Annotated in this window: 23 protein-coding genes; 8 read left to right on the top strand and 15 right to left on the bottom strand. The window is 72.2% G+C overall.

Annotation, left to right across the window (positions count from 1 at the left end; all coding sequences use genetic code 11):
* Window positions 1-32 precede the first annotated feature (32 nt).
* On the bottom strand, window positions 33-1,670 hold the full coding sequence (locus tag ORV05_RS09975; protein WP_268758162.1) for a ferritin family protein: 1,638 nt from the start codon (window positions 1,668-1,670) through the stop codon (window positions 33-35).
* A gap of 173 nt (window positions 1,671-1,843) precedes the next feature.
* On the opposite strand from ORV05_RS09975, the gene ORV05_RS09970 reads away from it, so the two are divergent.
* Window positions 1,844-3,631, top strand: coding sequence for a sigma-54-dependent Fis family transcriptional regulator (locus ORV05_RS09970; RefSeq protein WP_268758161.1), 1,788 nt, complete (start codon window positions 1,844-1,846; stop codon window positions 3,629-3,631).
* Here ORV05_RS09970 and ORV05_RS09965 read toward each other — a convergent pair.
* Window positions 3,575-4,573, bottom strand: coding sequence for an AraC family transcriptional regulator (locus tag ORV05_RS09965; protein ID WP_268758160.1), 999 nt, complete (start codon window positions 4,571-4,573; stop codon window positions 3,575-3,577). The two genes, ORV05_RS09970 and ORV05_RS09965, sit on opposite strands and share 57 nt — an antisense overlap.
* An 84-nt stretch (window positions 4,574-4,657) precedes the next feature.
* Here ORV05_RS09965 and ORV05_RS09960 point away from each other — a divergent pair, with 84 nt between their 5' ends.
* Window positions 4,658-5,659 carry an SDR family NAD(P)-dependent oxidoreductase gene (locus ORV05_RS09960; RefSeq protein ID WP_268758159.1) on the top strand — a complete coding sequence of 334 codons (1,002 nt, stop codon included), beginning with the start codon at window positions 4,658-4,660 and terminating at the stop codon, window positions 5,657-5,659.
* Window positions 5,660-5,686: 27 nt separating this feature from the next.
* Here the strand turns inward: ORV05_RS09960 and ORV05_RS09955 are convergent, their stop codons facing one another.
* From ORV05_RS09955 to ORV05_RS09945, 3 genes are all read right to left on the bottom strand, one after another.
* On the bottom strand, window positions 5,687-6,016 hold the full coding sequence (locus ORV05_RS09955) for a J domain-containing protein (RefSeq protein ID WP_268758158.1): 330 nt from the start codon (window positions 6,014-6,016) through the stop codon (window positions 5,687-5,689).
* Between the two features lie 19 nt (window positions 6,017-6,035).
* Window positions 6,036-6,224 (bottom strand): hypothetical protein, encoded by a 189-nt coding sequence (locus tag ORV05_RS09950; RefSeq protein ID WP_268758157.1) that lies wholly within the window; start codon window positions 6,222-6,224, stop codon window positions 6,036-6,038.
* Window positions 6,225-6,424: 200 nt separating this feature from the next.
* Window positions 6,425-6,742 carry a hypothetical protein gene (locus ORV05_RS09945; protein WP_268758156.1) on the bottom strand — a complete coding sequence of 106 codons (318 nt, stop codon included), beginning with the start codon at window positions 6,740-6,742 and terminating at the stop codon, window positions 6,425-6,427.
* Window positions 6,743-6,890: 148 nt separating this feature from the next.
* Here ORV05_RS09945 and ORV05_RS09940 point away from each other — a divergent pair, with 148 nt between their 5' ends.
* Window positions 6,891-7,214 carry a MerR family transcriptional regulator gene (locus ORV05_RS09940; protein WP_268758155.1) on the top strand — a complete coding sequence of 108 codons (324 nt, stop codon included), beginning with the start codon at window positions 6,891-6,893 and terminating at the stop codon, window positions 7,212-7,214.
* A 7-nt stretch (window positions 7,215-7,221) separates the two neighbouring features.
* Here the strand turns inward: ORV05_RS09940 and ORV05_RS09935 are convergent, their stop codons facing one another.
* Window positions 7,222-8,328 carry a hypothetical protein gene (locus ORV05_RS09935; protein ID WP_268758154.1) on the bottom strand — a complete coding sequence of 369 codons (1,107 nt, stop codon included), beginning with the start codon at window positions 8,326-8,328 and terminating at the stop codon, window positions 7,222-7,224.
* Window positions 8,329-8,425: 97 nt separating this feature from the next.
* Between ORV05_RS09935 and ORV05_RS09930 the strand changes: the two genes are divergently transcribed.
* From ORV05_RS09930 to ORV05_RS09920, 3 genes are all read left to right on the top strand, one after another.
* Complete coding sequence (locus ORV05_RS09930) at window positions 8,426-9,205, top strand: IclR family transcriptional regulator (protein ID WP_268758153.1); 780 nt, start codon at window positions 8,426-8,428, stop codon at window positions 9,203-9,205.
* Window positions 9,206-9,242: 37 nt separating this feature from the next.
* Window positions 9,243-10,037 carry an NAD-dependent epimerase/dehydratase family protein gene (locus tag ORV05_RS09925; protein WP_268758152.1) on the top strand — a complete coding sequence of 265 codons (795 nt, stop codon included), beginning with the start codon at window positions 9,243-9,245 and terminating at the stop codon, window positions 10,035-10,037.
* A 113-nt stretch (window positions 10,038-10,150) separates the two neighbouring features.
* Window positions 10,151-10,570, top strand: a complete 420-nt coding sequence (locus ORV05_RS09920; protein ID WP_268758151.1) for a PPOX class F420-dependent oxidoreductase — start codon at window positions 10,151-10,153, stop codon at window positions 10,568-10,570.
* A 40-nt stretch (window positions 10,571-10,610) separates the two neighbouring features.
* Here the strand turns inward: ORV05_RS09920 and ORV05_RS09915 are convergent, their stop codons facing one another.
* The 6 genes from ORV05_RS09915 to cmk all read right to left on the bottom strand — a co-directional run bounded on the left by ORV05_RS09915 (window position 10,611) and on the right by cmk (window position 20,225).
* Window positions 10,611-12,152, bottom strand: coding sequence for a hypothetical protein (locus tag ORV05_RS09915; protein WP_268758150.1), 1,542 nt, complete (start codon window positions 12,150-12,152; stop codon window positions 10,611-10,613).
* Between the two features lie 52 nt (window positions 12,153-12,204).
* Complete coding sequence (locus tag ORV05_RS09910) at window positions 12,205-13,515, bottom strand: M1 family metallopeptidase (protein ID WP_407652781.1); 1,311 nt, start codon at window positions 13,513-13,515, stop codon at window positions 12,205-12,207.
* Window positions 13,472-17,347: a Pls/PosA family non-ribosomal peptide synthetase gene (locus ORV05_RS09905; protein WP_407652737.1), complete on the bottom strand. Its 3,876-nt coding sequence runs from the start codon at window positions 17,345-17,347 to the stop codon at window positions 13,472-13,474. The genes ORV05_RS09910 and ORV05_RS09905 overlap by 44 nt, the downstream gene beginning before the upstream one ends.
* 78 nt (window positions 17,348-17,425) lie before the next feature.
* Window positions 17,426-18,850 (bottom strand): ribosome biogenesis GTPase Der, encoded by a 1,425-nt coding sequence (gene der / locus ORV05_RS09900; RefSeq protein ID WP_268758148.1) that lies wholly within the window; start codon window positions 18,848-18,850, stop codon window positions 17,426-17,428.
* Entirely contained in the window at window positions 18,847-19,515 is a 669-nt protein-coding gene (locus ORV05_RS09895; RefSeq protein ID WP_268758147.1) for a lysophospholipid acyltransferase family protein, read from the bottom strand. The genes der and ORV05_RS09895 overlap by 4 nt, the downstream gene beginning before the upstream one ends.
* Entirely contained in the window at window positions 19,512-20,225 is a 714-nt protein-coding gene (cmk, locus tag ORV05_RS09890; protein WP_268759749.1) for a (d)CMP kinase, read from the bottom strand. Before cmk ends, ORV05_RS09895 begins: the two co-directional genes overlap by 4 nt.
* A 139-nt stretch (window positions 20,226-20,364) precedes the next feature.
* Between cmk and ORV05_RS09885 the strand changes: the two genes are divergently transcribed.
* Both ORV05_RS09885 and ORV05_RS09880 read left to right on the top strand, forming a co-directional pair.
* Window positions 20,365-20,847 (top strand): cation:proton antiporter regulatory subunit, encoded by a 483-nt coding sequence (locus ORV05_RS09885; protein ID WP_268758146.1) that lies wholly within the window; start codon window positions 20,365-20,367, stop codon window positions 20,845-20,847.
* Between the two features lie 3 nt (window positions 20,848-20,850).
* The gene (locus tag ORV05_RS09880; protein WP_268758145.1) at window positions 20,851-22,050 is read left to right on the top strand and encodes a cation:proton antiporter; all 1,200 of its coding nucleotides are present in this window, start codon (window positions 20,851-20,853) and stop codon (window positions 22,048-22,050) included.
* 170 nt (window positions 22,051-22,220) lie between these two features.
* On the opposite strand, the gene recQ is transcribed toward ORV05_RS09880, so the two are convergent.
* The 3 genes from recQ to scpB are packed head-to-tail and all read right to left on the bottom strand — an operon-like array spanning window position 22,221 to window position 25,474.
* On the bottom strand, window positions 22,221-24,053 hold the full coding sequence (gene recQ / locus ORV05_RS09875) for a DNA helicase RecQ (protein WP_268758144.1): 1,833 nt from the start codon (window positions 24,051-24,053) through the stop codon (window positions 22,221-22,223).
* Window positions 24,054-24,090: 37 nt separating this feature from the next.
* Complete coding sequence (locus ORV05_RS09870; protein WP_268758143.1) at window positions 24,091-24,834, bottom strand: pseudouridine synthase; 744 nt, start codon at window positions 24,832-24,834, stop codon at window positions 24,091-24,093.
* The gene (gene scpB, locus ORV05_RS09865) at window positions 24,824-25,474 is read right to left on the bottom strand and encodes an SMC-Scp complex subunit ScpB (protein ID WP_407652780.1); all 651 of its coding nucleotides are present in this window, start codon (window positions 25,472-25,474) and stop codon (window positions 24,824-24,826) included. Before scpB ends, ORV05_RS09870 begins: the two co-directional genes overlap by 11 nt.
* Window positions 25,475-25,504 lie beyond the last annotated feature (30 nt).

Below are 25,504 nucleotides of genomic sequence, written 5' to 3'. Positions count from 1 at the left end.
GCCGCCACCGTCGTCCGCTGGTCCTCGCGCCGTCAGCCGACGGAGACGTTCGGGTTGGCGCGGTACGCCGCGGCCCACTCCTCGCGCTCCTGGTCGGTCATCTGGTTGAGGGTCACGTTCGGGCTCGCGAACCGGATGCCCCGGACGTCGTCGAGCGTCCACAGCTTCTTCGGGTCGTCGAGGTCCAGGTGGGGCTGCCCGACGAGGGTCCTGCCGTCGTCGCGGACGTAGCCGAGGTCGGTGAGGATGTCGGCCAGATCCCGGTCGTGGTGGAGCGTCTCCCATTCGCGGTGCCCGGTCAGCCTGCCCATGTTGGGGGTCTCCCGGCCCTCGTACTCCGGCCGGAACGCGACCTTGTCGGTCCAGTGGCAGGTGTCCGAGCAGTAGGTCCGCCACTGGTCGTCGACCTTGTCGACCACCATGTCCTCGCGGACGAGGCAGGGCACCATGCAGGTCCAGCAGCGGTGCGGGTATTCGTAGCCGACTTCCTCGAAGGCGATCGGCTTGTTGCGGCCCGGGTAGCGCAGCCGGTTGTAGGCCTCCCACCACTTGCCGAACTGGTTGTACCAGCCCGGGTACTTCTCCTCGAACCATTCGAAGTCGGCGTCGGTCATGCCGTCGATGCGCCAGTAGTTCACCGGCCAGCCGGTGGCGAAGAACTGCGCCACCCGGTGGACGTAGAACTTGTTGGTGATCCGGTTCCACGCCTCCTCGACCAGATCGTGCGGGATGACCAGCCCGTACTTCTCCAGCGGGAGCAGGTAGCTGCGGTAGTAGTCGTCGTAGATCCAGCGGCGCCACATCTCGGCGTAGGACTCGCGGTTCTTGCGGCGGTCCTTGGTGCCGTACTCGATGAAGGTGCCGATGGCGGCGTCCACCACGCAGTGGTTGTTCCACCAGGCGTAGCGCAGGTCGCGCTCCAGCAGCGGGCGGTTGCGCTCGTCGGCCAGTGCCATCAACAGGATCGAGTAGCCGTTGCTGATGTGCCGGGACTCGTCGGACTGCACCGAGTGGAAGACCGTGGGCAGCAGGTAGTCGCCGTTGGCGGCCGCCTCGTCGGGCATCGCGACGAACAGCGTGTTGGTGAAGGCGGTTTCGGCGACCACCGTGAGGTAGATGTTCGCCGCCGTGATCGCGTCACCGGTGATGAACCCCTCGCCGAACTGGCGGCCGATGGTGCCCGCGTAGTTGTTGGCGAACGCCTTCTCCGTGATGTCGAAGCCGGCCGGATCGATGTAGTTGTTCATGTACAACTTCTTGAGGTTCATCTGGATCGTCGAGTGCCGGACCTCGTCGATCATCTGGACCGCCAGTCCGTTGTGGATCTCCGGGTTCGGCACCGCGTCGATGGCCATCGGCATCGCCCTCGCCGCGGAGATCTCGGGGAACGGGATGATCGACAGGAACAGTTTCTGCCACTCCAGCCAGCGCTGCTGCACCTGACGGAACATGTTGCCCCGGATCGCACCGTCCATGGCCCCGAAGACGCGGTTGTCCTTCTCCTCCTCCATCGGGAAGTAGGACCGCATGATCTGCTTCAACGGGTCCTTTTTGGGTGCCTTCTCGAACGTGTAGTCGGTGCCGAAGCGGGTCGCGGGAGTGGCGAACGTCGGCTCCCACGACAGCTCCGTGATCTTGCTGTGCGCCTTGGTGAGACTCTGCCTGCTCAATTCGGCCTCCTTGGAAGCGGGATCTGGCACCCGGCCGTGCGTCCTGACGGGGGAGAGTGTGTTGCGGATCGCAGCCAACTTCTGTCTCAATGTGAGACTGCTGGTCCCGCGGGACTGCGCCACGATGGGATCAGTGCGGTGACCGAGCACCTCCAACGTCAAAGGAGACGGTGGTGACCCAAGCAGACCGGCCCGATTCGCGGCGGATGAGCGTTCTGCGGGAGAAGTTCCTGACGCGGCCCGAACCCGGGCTCCCCGGTGTCCGCGACGTCATCTCCGCCTCCTGGCGGCGCGCACTCGAACACCGGGTCGACGCCGACGAACCCGATCCGGTCTTCGTCCCCGATCACGACGAGGAAAGCCTCCTGGCCCGCAGCGCCAGGCCGGTGCTGGCCGACCTGTCCGCCGAGCTGGCCGCCCAGCCGGTCGCCATCGTGCTGACCGACGCGGACGGCCTGGTGGTGAGCCGGTTCAGCACCGACCGCGCCCTCAACTCGGGCCTCGACCGGATCTCGCTGGCCACCGGGTACAGCTATGCCGAGGAGTCGGTGGGGACCAACGGGATCGGCACCACGCTGGAGTGCCAGAAACCGGTGCTCGTGTCCGGGTTCGAGCATTTCAACAGCAGTCTCGCGGCCTTCGAATGCGCCGGGGCGCCGATCTCCCATCCGATCCGGGGGCACCTGGCCGGTGTCCTCGACCTGACGTCCTGGGCCGACCCTTCGAGTCCGCTGCTGCTGACGCTGGCGCGCACGACGGCCAAGCGGATCGAGGAGGCGATGCTGGCCGGCACCGGAGCCCGGGAGCTGAGCCTCTTCCGCGAGTACCTCGCCGCCTGCCGCCGGGGCACGGGAGCGGTGCTGGCCGTCAACGAGGACGTGGTCATGGTCAACAGCCACGCCGAGGAGCTCTACGACGTGACCGACCGGGCGGCGCTGATCAGCCATGCGGCCGACGTGACGGGATCGGCCAAACCGGTCACGGTCCTGGCCGACCTGCCCTCCGGGGTGGTCGCCCGGCTGGAATACCGGCCGGTGTACAGCGGGGCGACGCTCGCGGGCGGGGTGCTCCGGGTGAAGAACCAGGCCCCTTCCCGGCGCACGGCCTTTCCGGCGGACCTGCGACTGCCGGGAGTGGTCGGTACCAGCCCGGCCTGGCGGCAGGCGTGCGCCGCGGCGGACGCGAGCTTCACCGGCGGGACCTGGCTGGTGCTCAGCGGCGAGCGCGGCACCGGCAAGACGGCACTGGCACAGGCCGTTGCCCGCAGGCACGCCCCCGGCCGTCAGCTGGTGCTCCAGGACTGCCAGGCGGTGGACGACCCCGAGGCCTGGACCACCGCACTGGCCGGCGAGGTGGCCTGCGGGAACTCCCCGGTGGTCATCCTGCGGCACGCCGACGCGCTGACCGGCGAGGGGATGCGGCACCTCACCGACCTGTTCACGGCCTGGCAGGGCGCGCCCCCGGCACAGGCCCCGGCCTGGGTCGCCGTGACGCTCGGCGACGCGCCGCGCGGCGCCGACCTCCAGGGCTGGCTGATGCCCTTCTTCGCGCACACGGTCGAGGTGCCACCGCTGCGCCACCGGATCGAGGATCTGCGCCGCCTGGTGCCGAATCTGCTGGCCCGCCACCCGAACAGCCGGGATCTCCTGGCCTCGGACGCCTGTCTGCGCCAGCTCATGCGCCTGCCCTGGACGGGCAACGTCCGCCAGCTCGGTGCGGTACTGGCCCAGGTCGCCCGGCGGCGCCGGGCCGGGACGATCGAAGTGACCGACCTCCCCGCGGAATGCCGCACCGTCGTCCGGCGCCAGCTGACCCAGCTGGAGACGATCGAACGCGACGCGATCGTGCGCAGCCTCGCGGCCAACCAGGGCAACAAGGAGCGGGCGGCGGCCGACCTCGGCATGTCACGCGCCACCATCTACCGCAAGATCCGGGCCTTCGGCATCGTCCCCGCGCCGTGACGGGCGGCGGCGCACCCCAGGCAGGCCTCCGGCGGTCGGGGGTGCCTTGCGGTAGTCCCGGGGTGAGATTCCGGTGATCCGTTTGAAGGCGGTGCTGAAAGCGCTTTCCGAAGAGTAGCCGACGTCGCGGGCGATGACGGCGAGGGTGTCGGTTCCCTTCCGCAGCCTGTGGGAAGCGAGTTCGATCCGCCACCCGGTCAGGTAGTCGAGCGGTCCGGCACCGACGACGTCCTTGAAGCGTGCGGCGAGCGCCGACCGGGACACCGCACCGGCCCTGGCCAGCTCGGCGACGGTCCAGGGACGGGCCGGGGAGGTGTGCATCGCGGTCAGCGCCGCGGCCACCACCGGGTCGGCGAGGCCGGCGAGCCATCCCGAGGCCGGTTTCGGCTCCCGCGCCAGATGCAGGCGCAGGATGTGGACGAACATGACCACGGCCAGGTGTTCGGCGACCAGTGTCGCGCCCAGCGGCCGGTGCAGCAGTTCCATGCCGATCTGGCCGAGCGCCCACCGCACCGTGTCCGCTTCGGCGGTACCGGACGGAACGTGGATCACGGCGGGCAGCCCGTCGAGCAGCAGGGTGTTCGCCCGCTCACCGAAGGAGAAACGGCCGCCGATGAGGAGTACGTCCTCCCCCTCACCGGTGCGCGCGAGGCCGTCTTCGGCCCGGGCGAAGATCGGCCCCGCCTCCAGGGGAACGGCATCCGGGTCGCTGAACAACGTGAACGCCACCGGTTTCGTCAGCAGGTAACAGTCGCCTTCCGCCAGCGCGATCGGCTCGCCGCTCCCCTCGACCCGCAGGAAGCACCGTCCACGCCGGACCGTGTTGAACTTGACGCCTTCGGGCGGGCGGAACCGCACCGCCCACCGGCCTCCGGCGAGCAGCCCCGTCGACAGGTGTGCCTTGGTGCCCAGCAGGGCCAGCACGTCTTCGAGCGGATCCACGACCCGGCCTCCTTGGACGATCACGAAAGTTTTCCGGACGCCGCAACATAGATCATCCAGGGTGACCGGCCTAGCGTCGAGTCCGTGACCACCACCATTCCCACCGGCGACCACCGTCGCCTCACCACCCCGTTCCACGCCCGCACCACCGCCGCCGAAATCGTCGACGGCGTCGACCTGAGCGGGCGGCGCATCGTCGTCACCGGTGGCGCGTCCGGGATCGGCGCCGAAACCGTCCGCGCACTGGCCGCCGCCGGGGCCGAGGTCACGATCGCCACCCGTGACCCGGCGCTCGCCGAACCCCTGCTCCGCGAACTGGCCGCCGTGCCCGGTGCGGGCGCGGTGCGCGCGGCGGCGCTCGACCTGGCCGACCTGTCGTCCGTCGCCGCCTTCGCACGAGAATGGCGGGGGCCGCTCGACGTGCTCGTCGCCAACGCCGGGATCATGGCACTCCCCACGCGCCGGATCACCCTCGAGGGCTGGGAACTGCAGCTCGCCACGAACCATCTCGGGCATTTCGCCCTCGCCACCTGGCTGCATGGCAGCCTGCGCGAAGCCGGGTCGGCCCGGCTCGTCGTGGTCAGCTCCGGCGCGCACCTGCTGTCGCCGTTCGACTTCGACGACCCGCAGTTCGAGCGGCGCCCGTACGATCCCTGGACGGCTTACGCCCAGTCCAAGACCGCGGACGTGCTGTTCGCCGTCGGCGCGGGCCGGTGGGCCAGCGACGGCATCACCGCCAACGCGCTCGCGCCCGGCTGGATCCACACCAGGCTCTCCCGGCACCTCGACGAGGAGACCATGCGGGCGCTCGGCGCGATGGACGACGACGGCAACCTGGTCGAACCGCCCCACTACAAGTCCCCCGCCCAGGGCGCGGCGACCTCGGTGCTGCTGGCGGCCTCACCCCTGGTGGCGGGCGTGACCGGACGCTACTTCGAAGACAACCAGGAAGCCGCGATCGCGCGCGGCGACGAGGAAATGCCCAGCGGCGTGGCGGCCTACGCCCTCGACCCGGAGGCCGGGGACCGGCTCTGGGAGTACGCGACGGCCGCGCTCCACGACTCGGGTGCGGGCCCGGCGCGCTGAAGTTCCCCTGGGGAGATGAGCACCGCGTCACGGCCGATGACGGCGGACGGGACCGGCGCGCAGTTCGGGTTCCGGTGCGGGGTGGTCGCGCGGGCGGTGGACCCGGACCGGCACGCTCACACCTCGGCCGGTCACACCTCCGCGGGTCACGCCGCGCCGCCGGTCGTACTCGGCGCGGCGCACCGGGTCGCGCAGGATCCGGTAGGCCGCGATGACCGCCGCCAGGCACTCGGGTTCGGCTGCCCGGGGCGTGTCCGGGTGGAACCGGCGCACCAGCGCGCGATAGGCGGCCGTGATCTCCGTGAGACCGGCGTCCGGACGTACTCCCAGCACCGCGTAGGGGTCCTCGCCCGCCATCGTCTCCTCCCGGCCTGCCTCAGGGCCAGGGTTCGTCCTCGGCGAGCCGGACCGCCGTGCGCTGGTCCACGACGTCGGCCACATCGGCCTCGACCGGCTCATCCGCTGTTTCGAGGGGGCGCGGCTCGTCGTCCGGGTCGAGGGCCACCGGCTGGGACTGCCCTGCCAGGTCTCCGTCGGGCTTGGCCTGCAACGGATCCTCGGTCATTGCCCCTCCTCCGCCGGTGTGGCGGGCTGCTGCCCGCCACACCGGCTCCTTCGTTCAGGCGTTGCTTTCCTTGCTCGGCTTCCGCCGCCCGGTCCGAGGGCCCCTGGAGAGAACGCGCCACGAGACGCCGCAGGCGAAGGCCGCCTGGCCGTGAGGACTGGAAAGTGCGGGGCCGACGGCCGGGACGGCGGGGGACGGCATCACCTCCCGATTCCGCTCCTCGGGTCCGGCCGGTTCGGCGTTCCCGGAGGTGAGCGCTGCCGCACCCAGCGCGGCGCTTGGACGAGAGCGGTGACCCCGCGATGGGCGGCCGCCTCGCGACGCCACAGGACGGGATGCGACCGAGGGGAACCGTCGGGGCGACGGCCCCGGGACGGGAGCGGGAACCTGGGCACCGGCCCGCCGAAACCGGCGGCCACGATCGCCTCGAACTCGGCTCGCACGAGATCTTCGTCCGCGAACACGACGTCCGCGAACTCCTGTCCGGCCTGCCTCGGCCGAAGGTCCGATCCGGTCATCGCGATCACTCCCCGGAAGTCCAGCCTGCTCGACACCCGGTCGTTTCACCGCTCTACTTTTTCTATAGCACTCACTGCAGATTGTGTCAATCCTCGACCGGAGGATATCGTCGGGTCGGTGGCGGAAACAGGGCGAAGGAGTGCCGCGGTGGCCGGAACGGGCAAGCTGGACGACCCGGACTATCCGGCCTACACGATCGGTCAGGCGGCCGAACTTCTCGAGGTGCAGCAACCCTTCCTCCGCAGCCTGGACGCCGCCGGAATCGTGTCGCCGGAACGGTCCGGCGGCGGCCACCGCCGTTACTCGCGGCGCCAGCTGGAGACCGTCGACCGCCTGCGGGCGCTGCTCGACGAGGGCCACTCGCTCGCGGCCGCGGCCCGCATCCTCGGTCTGCAGGACGATCTCGCCGCGGCCCGCGCCGAGATCGACGACCTGCGCGAGCAGCTCCGCAGCCGCTCCACCGAGCCGTGACGGCCTCTCAGGACAGGCGCGCCGCGGCCACGGCCGCGTGCAGGTCCGCCCAGCGGCCGGGCCCGGCCAGTCCGAGGTGGTACAGGTGCAGCTCGTCCGCCCCGGCCCGGCCCAGTTCCGCCACGTAGGCCCCCGGATCCGGGACCGGGGCGGCCGCCACCGCGGTGACGTAGGCACCCACCGCCACCCGGGAGGGCAGCAGGGCCCGGGCCCGCGCGATTTCGTCGAGGCTGTCCGCGCCGGGCCGCCAGCACGGGAACACGACGGTGTCCACGTCGTCCGGCGCGGCCGGGGTCAGCCCGGGCAGCGCCCCGGTCGCCCACGGGTCGGCGGAGCCGTGCAGCGCCACTGCGCTGCCGACGTGCTCGAGCACGGCCCGGCGCAACGCGTCCGCCGAGGCCCGCCGGGTGGACAGGACGAGCTCACGCACCTCGGGCGCGAGGCGGTCCTCGGCGAGGGTGAGGTCGCCGGTCGCCATCAGCCTGCCGATCTCCTCGCGCAGCGCGGTTTCACAGCCGGGCGCGCAGGCGTCGCAGCAGCAGACGGACAGCAGCCGGGCAACCGCGGGCGACCACACCGCGTCGGTTTTTTCGTGCCGGCACTGGTGAAGCACCCCGAGCTGGCCGCACGCCTCGAGGACGACCGACGAGATCTCCAGTCCCGTCACCGATTCCGCGGCCAGTGCCGCCGCGTAGGCACGCACTTCGTCCTGGGACGGGCACAGCGCCCACGGATAGCGCTCGCCGAAGCAGTTGCGCACCGTCAGCTCGGGAAACTCCGTGCCCAGCCTGGAATCGTGGGTGAGCACGAGCCAGGCCGCGGCCGGGATCCCGGCTTCGCCGAGCAACGCGATCGCCTCCCCCGCCGCATCCGGGGATTCCACCCAGTCGGGCACCCCGGGACACAGCCGCTCCCAGGCGCCTTCCCGCACCGGCCGGTACAGGGCGGCATGCCGGGCCAGGACCGCGGTGCGCTCCCGTGACCACGGCGTGGCGGCGCGCGCGGAGTGGTACGACACGGCGACGGCGACTTCGTCCACGCCCAGTTCGCGGACCCGCTCGACGAACCCGGGCTCGGCCACATCCCAGGGATAGGCATAGCCGACGACCTTCATCCCACCTCCGCTTGTTCATATTCGTGAACGGGAAACCATGTTGTGAACGAGTTCGGAAACGCTAGTATGACGTGGGTCACCAGTCAACGGAGGCAGGATGGAGCAACCCGCCGCACTCCCGGCCGGGGTGAAATCCGCACGCCGCACCGTGGAACTGCTGGAAGCCTTCGCCGCACGGGACGCCTGGCTCTCGCTGGCGGATCTGCACGCCCGCACCGGTTTCCCCCGGTCGAGCCTGCACGGGCTGCTGCGCACGCTCCACGAGGCGGGCTGGCTCGAAGCCGAGCCCGGCACCGCGCGCTACCGCCTCGGCGTGCGCGCGCTGATCTGCGGCACCGCCTACCTCGATCGCGATCCCGCCATCCCGTTCGCCACCGAGGCGCTGGAAGACGTCCGCGAACGCACCGGGTTCACCGCGCACTACGCACGCCGCGACGGCGCCGAGATCGTGTACCTGGAAACCCGCGAATCACGCCGGTCCACCCGTCTGGTGTCCCGCGTGGGCCGGACGCTGCCCGCGCACGCGACGGCGCTGGGCAAGGCACTGCTCGCGGAACTGACTCCGCACGAGATCACCGCGCTGTACGCCGGAGGACTGCCCGCGCTCACCCCGAACACCATCACCTCCCTGGAGGCGTTGCTCGCCGAATGCGAATCGGCCCGCCGGCGCGGGTTCGCCGAGGAGATCGAGGAGGGCACCCCCGGCATCCGGTGCGTCGCCGCCGTGGTGCCCTACCGCATTCCGGGTACCGACGCGATCAGTTGCTCCCTGCCCGTCGACCAGGCGGGCGAGGGGGAGGCACTGGCCGTGGCCGGAGTGCTGACCGAGGCCGCGGCCGAACTGGGACGGCGGCTGCGGCGGGCGGGAATCCGTTGAGCGGCAAGGAACTCCCCGCGTCAACCGAAGGAAAGGAATGGGCATGCGCGTCCTGATCACCGGCGCCTCCGGCGTCGTCGGCACCCTGATGCGTCCCCGTCTCCGCCGCGAGGGCCGGATCCTGCGGCTGCTCGATCTGGTGCCCCCGGCGCCGCCGGAACCGGGCGAGGCGGTCGAGGTGCGCACCGGGTCGGTCACCGATCCGGACCTGATGGCGCGCGCCTGCCAGGACGTCGACGCGATCCTGCATCTGGGCGGAATCAGCCGGGAAAACGGCTGGGCGGACATCCTGGAGGTCAACATCGGCGGCACCCAGGTGGTCCTGGAGGCCGCGCGGCGGGCCGGGGTGGGCCGGATCGTGCTCGCCTCCAGCAATCACGCGGTGGGTTTCCGCGCGGTGGAGCCGGAACTGCCCGCGGACTCGTCACCGAGGCCGGACACCTTCTACGGGGTGAGCAAGGCCGCCGTGGAAGCGCTGGGCAGCCTCTACCATTCCCGGTTCGGGATGGACGTGATCTGCGTGCGCATCGGCTCGTGTTTCGAACGCCCTCCGGGGGTGCGCGGGTTGTCCACCTGGCTGTCGCCCGACGACGGCGCCCGCCTGTTCGAGGCGTGCCTGTCCTGCCCGTCGCCGGGCTACCGGATCGTCTGGGGCGTTTCCGGCAACACCCGGCGGATCTACTCGCTGGCCGAAGCGGAGGCGCTGGGCTACCGCGCCTTGGACGACGCCGAGAAGTTCGCCGCCGAGACCTCCGGGCCTGCCCTCACCGGCGATGAAGCGCGTTACGTCGGCGGCCCGTTCTGCACGACCCCACTCGGCGAGCCGAACTGATTCACGGGGTTGACCTCGAGCTGACTGGAGGTCGCATCCTGGGCTCAGCAACCGCACCGAGGTGCGGACGTGCCGGCCGGAGGTTCCGGCCGGTCTCGCCGGAGGGGATCACCATGTCGTTCACCGATTCCGAACTGAACTACCTCGCCACCCAGCGCCTCGGGCGCCTGGCCACCGCGCAGCCGGACGGCACGCTGCAGGTCAGCCCGGTGGGGTTCGCCTACAACCCCGCCACCCGGACCATCGACATCGGCGGCTACAACATGGCGGCCAGCCGGAAGTTCCGCAATGTGGCGGACAACGGGCAGGTCGCGTTCGTGGTCGACGACATCGCCTCCGTGTCGCCGTGGCGGGTCCGGTGCCTGGAAATCCGGGGGCGCGGCGAGGCGATCGAGGAACCGGCGGATTCGGCCGCCGGGATCGGCGGGGCGATCATCCGGATCCACCCCCGCCGCATCATCAGCTTCGGCCTCGACGACCTCGACACCGAACCGCACAAGCTGGTACCGAGCAAGCGCACCGTGGCCGGATAGCGGTCTGCCGACCGGCGGAACGAGGTCACCGGCGGCCGGCTCAGCCGAGCCGGGAGAGGTCGAGGACCGCCTTGCCGAACGAGAAGCCGTCCGGGGGCAGGCCCTTGGGCGAGCTGAGCCAGCCGCCGCGGTCGCGCGGCCGGACCGTCGCGTCGTGGTCGAGAAGCAGCGACACGTAGCACCCGTAGTCGATGGCGAAACCGTCGTAGAGGGCTCCGGGGTGGTCGGCGTCGACGAGGCCGCGCCGCAGCACGTGGAGCAGCCGGGCGTCGACCAGGTCCCCGACGAGTTCGTGCCCGGTCCCGGCGGCCTGTTCCAGCAGGAAGGTCCGCGACCGCCGCCTGCCCACCACCTCGTCGACGAGGGCGCGCAACAGGAGGCGGGCGGGTTCGCCGGCCGCGATGGCCGCCTGCTTGTCGCGCAGGTACCAGTCGCGTGCCGCCATCCGCACCTCACGCAGCCCGATCGGCTCGTCGTGGGCGTACTGCGCGGCCAGCGCGGCGATGTTGATCGCGTCGCGGGGAATGCCCTCCGCGGCCCGCACGAGTTCGGCGAAGGCGGTGCCGCGGAAGCATTCCGCGACGAACGCGTCCGCGTCCGCGGGCGGGTCGGCCAGCATGGTGGCCAGCCGGACCGAAGCATGGTTGAAGAACAGGCGGCCGAAGAACTCCCTGGCACGGGACCGGGAACCGTCGAAGATCATGAAATCGTCGAGGCTGACCGCGGACGCGGCGTCCGCGCCCACCTCGATGCCCTGCAGATCCCCCGACGCCGAGGGGGCACGGAAACGGGAGCGGCGTTCGATGGCGGCGATCTTCACCGTGATCCCGGTGACCGGCAGCACGCTGCGGCGCAACAGGTCGGCCAGCAGTGGCTGGAGGTCGATCGGCACGCTGCTCCACTCGTCGAGCAACAGCCACAGCCTGGCGGGCGCCAGTGCCCGGGTCAGGGCGCGCAGCGCCCGGCCGACCGGCCCGAACACCACGTGGTGCTGTTCCGTTCCCCGCCGCCGCAGGCTGCGCTCCGCCGTGACGGCCTGGCGGCCGCTCACCCCCGCACCGGGGGAGCGGGAAAACTCGGCCGAGTACGCGGATTCCGCCGTACCGCCGATCTTCGTCTCCTGCTCGACCTCACCGACGACCCGCACCGCCGTCGCGGCTTCGGCCAGTGCGTCCAGCGCGGGCAGCAGCCCCGGTCCTCCCGCCGAGTCCCGCTCGACGATCGCGGTGAGGAGTTCCTCGTGCAGGGCTTCCAGGGTGTCGATGAGCAAGTGGGTCCCGCGCACCACGGGACTCAGGCTGCTGTCGGCGTAGAGCCCGCCCGACGCGCCGATCGTGCGCAGGTCGGCGTAGACGACGAGATCGCCGGTGCGCTCGACGAGATCGGCGAGATGCAGCAGGGCATGCGTCTTCCCGGCTCCCCGCCGCCCGTAGACGATCTGGTGGTCGGTGGAGTGCAGCATCGCGGAGAACGAGCCCGCCTCCACGAAGGTGGCGGTCAGGGTGGCGCGATCCGCGGTCTCCGCGCGCCTCGGGATCCGGAGCAGGGCCTGGTTGAGGTGTCGCTGTCGGGAATCACCCACCGGCCGAGCCTGCCGGGTCCGCCGGGCACGGGCCAGCCGCCGCCCGGGTGGATCACGCGCGGTTTTCCAGCCAGTGCGCGAAGAAGCCGCCGAGGGCGGCCCCGGCGTACCGTTCGGCGTGCGCGACGAACTCAAGGGTGGTGACGCCGCTGTGCCGGTGCTCGTGCGCCCACGACCGCAGCAGCGCGAAGAACGTCTCGTCGCCGACACGCTCACGGAGCGCCTGCAGGGTCAGCGCGCCCCGCTGGTAGACCCGCACGTCGAACAGGTGCGCCGCCCCCGGGTCGCCGATGCGCACCTCACCGGGCAGGCCGTCGATCCGCCGGGCCGCCTCCACGGCGAGCTCGGCCGCCGCCGGACCGCCGGATTCCTCGGACCACAGCCATTCGGCGTAGGTGGCGAACCCTTCGTTGAGCCAGATGTGCCGCCAGTCGGCGACGGTGAGGCTGTTGCCGAACCACTGGTGTGCCAGCTCGTGCGCGAGCAGGCGTTCCGCCCCGCGCCGCCCGTCGACGTGGTTGGCGCCGAAGATCGCCATCCCCTGCGCCTCGATGGGGTCGTCCAGCTCGTCCCCGGTCACCACGGCGACGTACTCGCCGAACGGGTAGGGCCCGAACCGGCGCTCGAACAGCGCCATCATCTCCGGCTGGCGGCCGAAGTCGTGCCCGGCCGCGGCCGCCAGCCGCGCCGGGACGGCGAGGCGCTGCCGTACCGGAGACGGCAGGTCCAGTTCGACGTACCGTCCGATCTGGACACTCATCAGATAGGTGGCGGTCGGCTCCCGCCGCTCGAAGACCCAGGTGGTCGTGCTGGCGCGCGAACGCCGCGAAACCTCCTCACCGGTCACCAGCACGGTGTACGCCGAGGAGGTGGTCACCGTGACGCGGTACGAGGCCTTGTCGGCGGGCCGGTCGTTGCACGGGAACCACGAGGGCGCGCCGATCGGCTGGCTCGCCACCAGCGCGCCGTCGGTGAGCTCGTCCCACCCGATGTCGCCCCAGTGGCCGCTGATCGGCCGCGGGTTGCCGGTGTAGCGCACTTCGACGGTGAACTGGGCCCCCGCACCGAGGGGCCGCGGCGGGATCACCACCAGTTTGGTCCCCCGGCGGGCGAACCGGGCGCGATGCCCGTCCACCGTCAGGCCGCCGACCTTGAAGCCGGCGAAGTCGAGACGGATCTCCGTCAGCGGGCGCGTGGCGATCGCGCTGATCTTCGCGCGCGCGGCCAGCCGGTTGGGGCCGACCTTGTAGTCCAGCTCCAGGTCGTAGTGCCCGACGTGGTAGCCGTCGTCCCCGTGGGCGGCCAGGCTGTCCCGCACCTCAGCGCCCCCAGGCCGAGATCGGGTTGCCGAGCCAGCGCGAATCGGCGGGGACCGTGTCGCCGCGGGTCACCAGTGAGCCGGGACCGACGGTGGTGCGCGCGCCGAGGGTCGCGCCCGGCAGGACGATGCCGTGCGGGCCCAGCGTGGCCCCCTCGTCCAGTGCGACCTCGCTCATGCTCATGATCCGGTCGTGGAACAGGTGGGTCTGCACCACGCAGCCGCGGTTGACGGTGGCGCCGTCGCCGAGGCGCACCAGATCCGCCTCCGGGAGCCAGTAGGTCTCCAGCCAGACGCCGCGGCCGATCCGGGCCCCCATCGTGCGCAGCCAGGCCGCCAGCAGCGGCGTCCCGCCGAGCGAGCCGATCAGCCAGGGCACCGCGAGTGCCTCGACGAAGGTGTCCGCCAGTTCGTCCCGCCACACGAAGGAACTCCACAGTGGATGGTCGATCTCCCGGAACCGGCCCACCAGCAGCCATTTCGCCCCGGTGGCGAGCGCGGCGGCGACGACACCGGCGGCCAGCAGCACCGCGCCCGACGCCAGTGCGGCCGCCCACAGACCCACCGTCGTCCACAGCGACAGGAGGGCGGCGAGCACCAGCACGGCCAGCGCGGTCCCGCACATCACCGGCACGACGCGGCACAGCTCGACGGCGGCACGCGCCACCTTGAGCCGCCTCGGCGGCCGGTAGGTCCGGGTCGCGTCCCCGGCCTCCACGGCCCGCCGCAGCGGCATCGGAGGCATGCCCAGGTAGGAGGAACCCTTCTTCGCCTTCGGCGGGGTGGACGAGAGCACCCCGACCAGCCCGCGTTTGGGCACCGCGCGGCCCGGCGCGGTCATCCCCGAGTTGCCGAGGAAGGCCTGCTTTCCGATGCGGGCGGGGGCCACGTGCAGCCAGCCGTTCCCGAGCTCGTAGGCGGCCACCATGGTGTCGTCGGCGAGGAACGCGCCGTCGTCCACCTGGGTCATCCGTGGCACGGCGAGGACGGTGGACACCTCGGCGTCCCGGCCCACCTTCGCGCCCAGCAGGCGCAGCCACACGGGAGTGAACAGGCTGGCGTAGAGCGGGAACAGCGCGGTCCTGGCCATGTCCATGAGCCGCTCGGTGGCCCACACCTGCCAGGCGGCCCGGCTGTGCACCGGGTGGTATCCCCCGGTCATGCCCACGCCGAGGGCGCGCACTCCGACGAGCACCAGCAGTGCGTAGGACACGAGGTAGGCAACCGTGGCGGCGGGCACCGCGGCCAGCGCGCGCCCGAGCGACGGGCCGCCGGACAGCGCGAACGCCAGCACCGCGATCCCGGGCAGGGCCGCCACCGCGGGCAACAGTCCCAGCAGCAGCGAACTCACCGCGTAGATCCAGGCCCAGCGGCGGGAGCGCGGCGGGCGGCTGGACGGCCACCGCAGCGCGCCCCGGCCGTCGCGGGCGGCCGGAGACCCGGCCCAGCGCTGCCCGGCGGGCACCGCGCCCACCACGGTCGAACCGGCCGCGATCTCGGCTCCCTTGCCGACGCGCGCGCCCGGGAACAGGGTGCTGCGTGCCCCCACCCTGGCGCCGGCGCCGACCCGGATCTTGCCGATGTGCACCAGATCCCCGTCCACCCAGTGGCCGGACAGGTCCACCTCGGGCTCGATCGCCGCGCCCCGGCCGAGCTTGAGCAGGCCGGTGACCGGGGGTGGCGAATGCAGGTCCACCCCCTTGGCGACCTTGGCGCCCAGCGCCCTGGCGTACTGCGTCATCCACGACGCGCCCGAAATCTCGGCGGCACCGCTGAATTCGGCGAGCTTCTCCGCCGTCCACAGTCGCAAGTGGACACTTCCGCCGCGTGGGTAGCTGCCGGGCCGGACGCCCCGCAGCAGCAGGCGCGCTCCGCCCGCGGCCACCGCGATGCGGCCCGCCGGACTGAACAGCACCAGCCAGGCCACCGCCAGCGCCCACCACGGGACCGAGGGCGCCCAGGCCACCCCGGCCAGGCCGAGCGCGGTGGAGAGGGCGGCCAGCACGGTGGTCCAGCGCAACCCGGTCAGTGTCATCAGCGGCAGCAGGAGCAGCGCCTGCAGGAGACCGGTGCGGCCCGGGACCGGCGCCACTTCGCGGTAGGCCGTCTCGCCGCTCTTCAGCCCGTCGAGCAGCGCGGCGAGCGCCCCCAGCGCCGGCCGCTGGTAGATGTCGCCGACCGAGACCTGGGGGTGCCGGGTGCGGATGCGGGCGACGAGCTGGGCGGCCGTGAGGCTGCCGCCCCCGTGGCTGAAGAAGTCGGCGTCCGGGGACGCCACGGCCACGCCGAGGATCTCGGCCCACATCTCCGCGAGCCACGCCTCGGTCGCGGTCAGCTTCCCCGGGCCCGCGTCGTCCGGATCGGACAGGGTGGGCAACGGCCAGGGCAGCGCGGCGCGGTCCACCTTGCCGGAGGTACGGGTCGGCAGATCGCCGACCACGGCGAGCAGCGGCACCAGCGCGGCGGGCAGGCGGTCCCGCAGGAGCACCGAGGCGGCGTCGGTGTCGAAGCCGGGCTCGCCGGGCACGACGTAACCGACCAGGATCTGATTGCCCGCCTTCGTGGTGCGCACCGCCGAAGCCGCCCCGGCGATACCGGGAAGCGCTTGCAGCGCGGCGTCGACCTCGCCCAGTTCGATGCGGCGCCCGCCGAGCTTGACCTGCTCGTCGGCCCGGCCGAGGAACAGCAGCCCCTCCGGCTCGGCCCGCACCAGGTCACCGCTGCGGTAGGCCCGCCGCCAGCCCAGCGACGGCAGCGGTGCGAACTTCTCCGCGTCCTTGTCCGGGTCCAGGTAGCGGGCCAGGCCCGCACCGCCGATCACGAGCTGCCCCGGCTCGCCCATCGCCACCGGTTCGTCCCGCTCGTCCACCACGGCCAGCTCCCAGCCCGCCAGCGGCAGGCCGATCCGGACCGGGCCCTCACCGGTGAGCGGCGCCGCGCACGACACGACGGTCGCCTCGGTGGGGCCGTAGGTGTTCCACACCTCGCAGCCCTCGACAGCGACCCGCTCGGCGAGTTCCGGCGGGCACGCCTCCCCGCCGAACACCAGCAGCCGCACCTCTTCCAGCGCCTCGGCTGGCCAGAGCGCGGCCAGGGTGGGCACGGTGGAGACCACCGTGATGCGCTGGGCGACCAGCCACGGCCCGAGATCCACGCCGGTGCGCACCAGGGACCGCGGGGCGGGCACCAGGCAGGCGCCGTGCCGCCAGGCCAGCCACATCTCCTCGCACGAGGCGTCGAAGGCGACCGACAACCCGGCCAGCACCCGGTCGCCGGGCCCGAGCGGTTCGTCGGTGAGGAAAAGCCCGGCCTCGGCGTCGACGAAGGCGGCGGCCGCGGCATGGGTGACCGCCACGCCCTTCGGCTTCCCCGTGGAACCGGAGGTGAAGATGATCCACGCGTCGTCGCCCGGACCGGGCCTGCCGGGCGCGTTGCCCGGCTCGCCCCGGAGCGTGAGCGCGCCCCCGTCGCCGAGCACGGCGCACACGCCCGCCTCGCCGAACACCAGCTCCGCCCGTTCCTCGGGATCGTCGGCATCGACCGGCACGTAGGCCGCACCGGCGGCGAGCACCCCGAGGATCGCCACGTACAGCGCGGCCGTACCGGACGAGATCCGCACGCCCACCCGGTCGCCCACGCCGATCCCGGCCGCGCCCAGCCGCCGCCGCACGGCCTCCGCCTCCTCGGCGAGCCTGCGGTAGGTGAGCACCCCGGTCCCGTCGTCGATCGCGGCCGCACCGGGCTGCGCGGCGACGGTCTCGGCGAGGATGTCGAGCAGGGTCCGCTCCGCGGCCGCCGGGCCGCCGGAGAACACCGCCTTCCCCGCCGAGAAGGCGCTTTCTGATCTTTCGGTTGTCGTCTCGGCGGGCACGGTCAACCCGTCACACCTTCTCTCCACGTCGGAACTGGGCGCCCCCACGAGGAGGAGGGTGCGCGAGGATCAGGCCCTAGGGGGCTACTTGCCCTTCTTGCCGCCCTTGGGTTTCTTCTCCCGCACGCGCACGTTGATGCGGACCGGGGTGCCGGCGAAGCCGAACCGCTCCCGGAACTTGCGCTCGATGAACCGGCGGTAGCCCGCCTCCAGGAACCCGGTGGTGAACAGCACCAGCGTCGGCGGCCGGATCGCGGCCTGCGTCGCGAAGAGCACCTTGGGCTGCTTGCCGCCGCGCACCGGCGGCGGGGTGGCCGCGACGAGTTCCGAGAGCCAGCCGTTGAGCTGCCCGGTGGGCACGCGCTGGTCCCACGAGGCGAGCGCGGTGCGCAGCGCCGGCGCGAGCTTGCGCACCGAACGGCCGGTGAGCGCGGAGATGTTCACCCGCTCCGCCCACGGCACCCGCACCAGGCCGCGGTCCAGCTCCTTCTCCAGCTGGTGGCGGCGGTCCTCGTCGACCAGGTCCCACTTGTTGAACGCGAGCACGCAGGCCCGGCCCGCCTCCACCACCATGGTGAGCACGCGGAGGTCCTGTTCGGACAGTGGCTCGCTGGCGTCCAGCAGCACGATCGCCACCTCGGAGGCGTCGATCGCGGACTTCGTGCGCAGCGAGGCGTAGTACTCGGTGCCGGTGGAGGTGTTGACCCGCTTGCGCAGCCCGGCGGTGTCCACGAACCGCCAGGTCTGGCCGTCCAGCTCGACCAGCGAGTCCACCGGGTCCACCGTGGTGCCCGCGACCGAGTCCACCACCGCGCGCTGCTCGCCGCTGAGCTTGTTGAGCAGGCTGGACTTGCCGACGTTCGGCTTGCCGACCAGTGCGACCCGCCGCGGCCCGGTGCCACGCTCCCCATCGCGGGGAGCCTCGGGCAGCGCCGAGACGATCGCGTCGAGCAGGTCACCGGAACTGCGGCCGTGCAGGGCGCTCACCGCGAGCGGCTCGCCCAGCCCCAGCGACCACAGCGACGCCACGTCGCCCATGAGCCGGTCGTCGTCGACCTTGTTCGCGGCCAGCAGCACCGGCCGCTTCGACCGCCGCAGCACGCGCGCGACCGCCTCGTCGGTGGCGGTCGCCCCCACCGAGGCGTCCACCACGAGCAGCACGGCGTCCGAAGTGGACATCGCGAGCTCGGCCTGCGCGGCGACGGCACCGGCCAGCCCGCTCGCGCCCGGCTCCCAGCCGCCGGTGTCGACCAGGGTGAACCGGCGGCCGTTCCACACCGCGTCGTAGGCGACCCGGTCCCTGGTCACGCCCGGCACGTCCTGCACGACGGCTTCCCGCCGTCCCAGGATCCGGTTGACCAGGGTGGACTTGCCCACGTTGGGGCGGCCCACCACGGCCAGCACCGGCTGGCTGAGCTGGGCGTCTTCCCGCTCGGCGGCCTCGTCCACGGCGGCGTCGAGCGCGGCGAACTCCGCTTCGTCGGCCCAGGTGCCGTCTACTTCAGTCATGTCTTCGCTTTCTTTTCCTGTTCCGGCACCGCACGCAGCTCGTCCAGCGTGCGCACCAGTGCCGCAAGTTCCGTCCGCAGCCGCTCGGTGGCCTCGGCCAGGCCCGCCCTGCCCTTGCCTACCGCCAGCTCGAACGGCGTCCCGATCAGTACGTCCACCCGGGGCCGGAAGCGCCGTCCGCTCCCGGCGGGCCGCCGGGTGCCCCGGACCGCCACCGGCAGCACGACCGCACCGGTCGCCCGCACCAGCCAGGCCGCGCCCTGCTCGGCGCTGGCCACGTCCCCCTCACCGCGGGTGCCCTCGGGGAACACCCCCACCAGGCCGCCCTCCCTCAGCAACCGGGCGGTGGTGGTCAGCGGGGACCGGTCGGGGACGCCACGGCGCACCGGGACCTGCCCGATGCGCCGGAGAAACCAGCCCACCGGCCCGCTGAACATCTCCTCCTTGACGAGGAACACCGAACGCCGCGGCAACATTCCGAACAGCAGTTGCGGTTCCACCAGCGAGCTGTGGTTGGCGATCAGCAGCACCGGGCCGGTGCGCGGCACGCGCTCCAGCCCCACGACCCGGATCCGGTAGGCGGGCCGGAAGCCCACGCGGCCGATGAACCTGCCGAAGTCGTGCAGCCAGCCGACGGCCCCTTCCGGCAGGCCCTCCGCGGTCACCGCGCGGCCTCGGCGGCACCGGCGGTGCGACCGGTGAGCAGGCCCCGCCGTCCGGCGAGTTCGCCCAGTGCCGTGATGACCTCGTCGATGGTCAGTTCGGAGGTGTCGACGTGCACCGCGTCCTCGGCGGGGCGCAGCGGCGAGGTGGCCCGGCTGGAGTCCAGCCGGTCGCGCCGGCCGACCGAGGCCAGCGCGTCGGCGTGGCTGGTGTCACGCCCGGCGGCGTTGTCCTGCGCGCTGCGGCGCGCGGCACGGACCTCGGCCGAGGCGGTCAGGTAGACCTTGAGCGGCGCGTCGGGCGCGACCACGGTGCCGATGTCCCGCCCCTCGACGACGATCCCGCCGACCGCGGTGAGCACCTCCTCGATCAGCGCGCGCTGGCGCGTCACCAGCAGCTCGCGCACCGCGGGCACGGCCGACACCGGCGACACCGCGAAGTTGACCTCGGGGCCGCGGATCTCCAGCGCCACGTCCTCCCCGGCCAGCTCGATCTCCGGGCGCTGGGGGCTGGTGCCGATGGTGAACACGGTGTCCAGCGCGCTGGCCGCCACGGCCTCCGGATCGGCGAGGTCCACCCCCGCGCGCAGCACGGCCAGCGTGATCACGCGGTACATCGCGCCGGTGTCCAGGTACCCCGCGCCGAGCCGTTCGGCCAGCCTGCGCGCCACCGTGGTCTTCCCGGTGCCCGACGGGCCGTCCAGCGCCACCACACCTCGTAGGGCTCCCGTCACCGATGCTCTCCTTGCCTGCGAACCGTCCGCCAACCGGCTTACCGGGGTTCCATTCTGCCTGGCAGGCGGCGAGGCGAAGGCACCGGCCCAAACCGGGCAAACCGGTAGCGTGGTGATCGTGAACGTAGAAGTGACCCCCCTGCCCGGGATCGGCGTACGCAAGGATTTCGTCCTCCGCACCGGCCGCCGCGTCGGCGTGGTGACCACCCGTGACGGGCGGATCGAGCTGATCGTGTCCAAATCCGACGACCCCGACGCCTGTCTGGCCTCCCTGCCGCTGACCGCGGACGAGGCGGGCACGCTGGCGAACCTGCTGGGCGCGCCCCAGCTCGTCGCACAGCTCACCGAGGAACACCGCGACCTGCCGGGCATCCACACCCGGCAGCTGCCGATCAGGGCGCACGCCCCGTTCGACGGGCGCACCCTCGCCGACACCGCGCTGCGCACCCGCACCGGGGTGTCCGTGGTGGCGGTGATGCGGGCAGGCCAGGTCCACCCCTCCCCCACCCCGGACTTCACGTTCACCGCGGGGGACCTCCTGGTGGCGGTCGGCACCGCCGAAGGCCTCGACAACGCACTGAGAATCCTGCAGAACGGGTAACGCGTGGACCACACCGCACTGTCCTTGATCGAACTCGGCGCGGTCTTCTTCTGCCTGGGCACACTGGGCAGGTTCGCCGCGAGGATCGGGCTGTCCCCGATCCCGCTGTACCTGCTGGGCGGCCTGGCCTTCGGCGAAGGCGGTTTCCTCCCCCTCCGCGACATCGACGGCTTCACCCACCTCGCGGGCGAGATCGGCGTGGTGCTGCTGCTGTTGCTGCTCGGCCTCGAGTACACGGCGGCCGAACTGGTCACCGGGATGAAACGCTCGTGGCCGGCGGGGCTGGCCGACATCGCGCTCAACGCCGCCCCGGGCGCGGCGGTGGCACTGATCCTGGGGTGGGGCCCGCTCGGCGCACTGGTGATGGCCGGGGTGACCTACATCTCCTCGTCCGGGATCATCGCCAAGGTCCTGGGCGATCTGGGGCGGCTCGGCAACCGGGAGACCCCGGTGGTGCTGTCGATCCTGGTGTTCGAGGACCTGGCGATGGCGCTGTACCTGCCCATTCTCACCGCCGTGCTGGGCGGCGTCAGCTTCCTCGGCGGGTTGAAGGCGGTGGGCGTCTCGCTCGCGGTGATCACCGTGGTGCTGCTGGTCGCGCTGAAGTTCGGCCGGTACGTCTCGGCCGTGGTCGACTCGCCCGACCGCGAGGTGTTCCTCCTCAAGGTCCTCGGTGCGGCCCTGCTGGTGGCCGGTCTCGCCTCGGCGATGCAGGTGTCGGCGGCGGTCGGCGCCTTCCTGCTCGGCATCGCGGTCTCCGGATCGACCGCGGAAAACGCCACGCGCCTGCTCGAACCGCTGCGCGACCTGTTCGCCGCGGTGTTCTTCGTCGTGTTCGGGCTGCGCACCGATCCCGCCTCGATCCCGCCCGTGCTCGGCTGGGCGATCGCACTGGCCGTGGTGAGCACCCTGACCAAGGTGGCGACCGGCTGGTGGGCCGCGCGAAGGCAGGGGGTGGGCAGGCTGGGCCGGGCCCGTGCGGGCGCGGCACTGGTGGCCCGCGGCGAGTTCTCGATCGTCATCGCGGGGCTCGCCGTCACGGCGGGCGCCGTCGACGGCGAGCTGGCCGCACTCGCCACCGCCTACGTGCTGATCATGGCGGTGCTGGGCCCGGTCGCGGCCCGGATCGTGGAGCCACTGGCCCGCGCGCTGCAACGCAAGCCGCGGCAGGCGGCCGAAGCGGCCGCCAGCCCCGGCACCTGACCCCGCGAGTCCCACCCCCAGCACGTTGTGTCCCACCTTCAGCAGGGTGAGTCCCACCCTCAGCACGCTGGGTCCCGCTCAGGCACTGCCTGGAGGTGGAACTCAGGCGCCACAGCATGGGACACAACCGCCGGAGCGGGGGACACAGGGGGCGATGACAGGCGGCGGGTTCAGTTCTCGGCGAGGGTGTCGAGGATCTGCTGGCCGTAACGGGCGAGTTTGCTCTCGCCGACTCCGCTCACCCGGCCGAGCGCGGCCGCCGTCTGCGGGCGTTCCGTGGCGATCTGGCGCAGTGTCGCGTCGTGGAACACGACGTAGGCGGGCACGCCCAGCTCCTTCGCGGTGGCGGCTCGCCAGGCCCGCAGGCGTTCGAACAGCGGGGCCGCCTCCTCGGGCAGCTCCACCGCTGCCTGGCGTGCCTTCGCGGGTTTCGCCGCGCGGGGTTCGCGTTTCGGTTCACGCCGGAGCCGGACCTCGCGACGGCGGCCGAGCACCTCGCCGCTGGCCTCGGTCAGCACCAGGGTCCCGTAGTCCCCCTCGACCGACAGCAGCCCCTGCGCGAGCAGCTGGCGCACCACGCCCCGCCACTCGCCCTCGGACAGCTCGCTGCCGATGCCGAACACGGTGAGCTCGTCGTGGCGGAACTGGGCGACCTTCGGGCTTTGCTTGCCGAGCAGGATGTCGATGATCTGCCCGGCCCCGAACTTCTGCCGCCGCTCGTGCTGCAGCCGATACACGGTGGACAGCAGTTTCTGCGCCGCGATGGTGCCGTCCCACGACTCGGGCGGGGACAGGCAGGTGTCGCAGTTGCCGCACGGCTGTCCGGACTGGCCGAAGTAGTTGAGCAGCTGGACGCGGCGGCATTCCACCGTCTCGCACAGCGCGAGCATCGCGTCCAGGTGGCGGGAGAGGCGGCGCCGGTGCGCCTCGTCGCCCTCGGAGGTGTCGATCATCTTGCGCTGCTGCACCACGTCGGCCAGACCGTAGGCCAGCCACGCGGTCGAGGGCAGCCCGTCCCGCCCGGCCCGGCCGGTCTCCTGGTAGTAGCCCTCGACGGACTTCGGCAGGTCGAGGTGCGCCACGAACCGCACGTCGGGTTTGTCGATCCCCATGCCGAAGGCGATCGTGGCGACCACGACCAGCCCGTCCTCCCGCAGGAACCGCGCCTGGTTCGCGGCGCGCGTGGCCGCGTCGAGACCGGCGTGGTAGGGCAGCGCCTCGATGCCGTTGGCGACCAGGAACTCCGCCGTCTTCTCCACCGAAGCCCGGGACAGGCAGTAGACGATGCCTGTGTCCCCGGCGTGCTCGGTGCGGAGCAGGTCGAGCAGCTGCTTCTGCGGACTGTTCTTCGGCACGATCCGGTACTGGATGTTGGGCCGGTCGAAGCTCGCCACGAAGTGGCTGGCCCCGCCCAGGTTCAGCCGGGTCGCGATCTCGTCGTGCGTGGCCCGGGTGGCGGTGGCGGTCAGCGCGATGCGCGGCACTCGCGGCCATCGCTCGTGCAGCTGGGACAGGGCCAGGTAGTCGGGCCGGAAATCGTGGCCCCACTGGGAGACGCAGTGCGCCTCGTCGATCGCGAACAGCGAGATCCTGCCCCGTTCGAGCAGGTTCACCGTGGCCTCGACCCGCAGCCGTTCCGGCGCGAGGTGGAGCAGGTCGAGCTCACCGGCGAGGAAGGCCTCCTCGACCTCGCGGCGCTGCCGGTAGTCCTGGGTGGAGTTCAGGAAACCGGCCCGCACGCCCAGAGCGCGCAGCGCGTCGACCTGGTCCTGCATCAGCGCGATGAGCGGCGAGACGACCACTCCGACGCCGTCGCGCACCAGGGCGGGGATCTGGTAGCACAGGGACTTCCCGCCCCCGGTGGGCATCAGCACCAGCGCATCGCCCCCGGCGACGACGTGCTCGATGATCGCTTCCTGCTCACCGCGGAACGAGTCGTAGCCGAAGACGCGCCGCAGCACGTCGAGAGCCGGGGTCGTGGTGTCCGATTCGGTCGCGATCACCGGGCGATGCTATCGGCGGTCACCGACAGGGCCGCGCTCACAGGTCGACCGCCCGGTAGAGCGCGGCGACCTCCTGCCGCGTCAGGCGGCGCAGCGTGCCGGACTTCTGCGCGCCGAGCTGGACGTCGGCGATCGAGGTCCGCACCAGCTTGCGCACCGGAAAGCCCACCTCGGCCAGCAGCCGCCGCACGATGTGCTTGCGGCCCTCGTGCAGCACCACCTCGACCAGGGACCGGCCCGCCTGCATGTCCTTGACCCGGAAGGCGTCGACCTTGACCGGGCCGTCCTCCAGCTCGACCCCGGCCCGCAGCTGCTTGCCCAGCCCGCGCGGCACCAGGCCGTCCACCTCGGCCAGGTAGGTCTTGAGCACGTTGTACGACGGGTGCATCAGCCGGTGCGCGAGGTCTCCGTCGTTGGTGAACAGCAGCAGGCCCTCGGTCTCGGCGTCGAGCCTGCCGACGTGGAACAGCCGTTCCGCCCGGTTGCGGACGTAGTCGCCCACGCAGGGGCGGCCCTGGTCGTCGGTCATCGTGCTGTGCACCCCGCGCGGCTTGTTCATCGCCAGGTACACCAGGTCCTCGCGCAGGATGACGCGGCTGCCGTCGACGTGGATCACCGCGGTGTCCGGATCGACCCGGCGGCCCAGCTCGCGCACGATCCGCCCGTCCACGCTCACCCGGCCCCCGGCGATCAGTTCCTCGGCGGCGCGGCGCGAGGCCACACCGGCCTTGGCCAGCACCTTCTGCAGGCGGACACCCTCGGGTGCTTGGTCAGATGTCATCGATGGCGTCCACTTCGGGTAGCAGGGGGGCGATCGGGGGCAGGTCGGTCAGCGACGACAGCCCCAGCCGCTCCAGGAACAACTCGGTCGTCATGTACAGGGTGCCACCCGTCTCCGGATCGGTGCCCGCCTCCTCGATGAGGCCCCGGGCCAGCAGGGTCCGGATCACCCCGTCCACGTTCACGCCGCGCACCGCCGCGACCCGGGAACGGGTCACCGGCTGGCGGTAGGCGATCACGGCCAGCGTTTCCAGCGCCGCCCTGGTCAGCTTGGACCGCTGCCCGTCGAGCAGGAGTTTCTCCACGAACGGGGCGTAGGTGTCACGGGTGTAGAACCGCCAGCCCTCGCCCGCGCGGCGCAGGTCGATTCCGCTGCCGCGGTCGGTGAACCGGGCCGCCATGTCCCGCAGCGCCCGGGTGACCCTGGCCACGGGCTGGCCGAGGGTGGCGGCGAGCGTTTCCTCGTTCACCGGCGAGTCGACCACCAGCAGCAGCGCCTCCAGCGCCGCTTCGAGGGTCGCGTCGTCACCGACGTCGGGCAGCGCACGGTCCATGGCGACCAGGTCCGGCCCGGCCTCCGGTTCGCCGCCTGCCGCCCCCGGTTCCCTCTCCGGTTCCGTCTCGGTCTCCGGTGCCGCCATGCTTTCGGGCTCGGCCTCCCGCGCGGCCGG

This window comes from Amycolatopsis cynarae (genome assembly GCF_026802195.1).
In the GTDB taxonomy this organism is placed as follows: domain Bacteria; phylum Actinomycetota; class Actinomycetes; order Mycobacteriales; family Pseudonocardiaceae; genus Amycolatopsis_E; species Amycolatopsis_E rhizosphaerae.
Note: the sequence above shows the minus strand (reverse complement) of the source record. Positions and strands in the feature narration are given on the sequence as shown.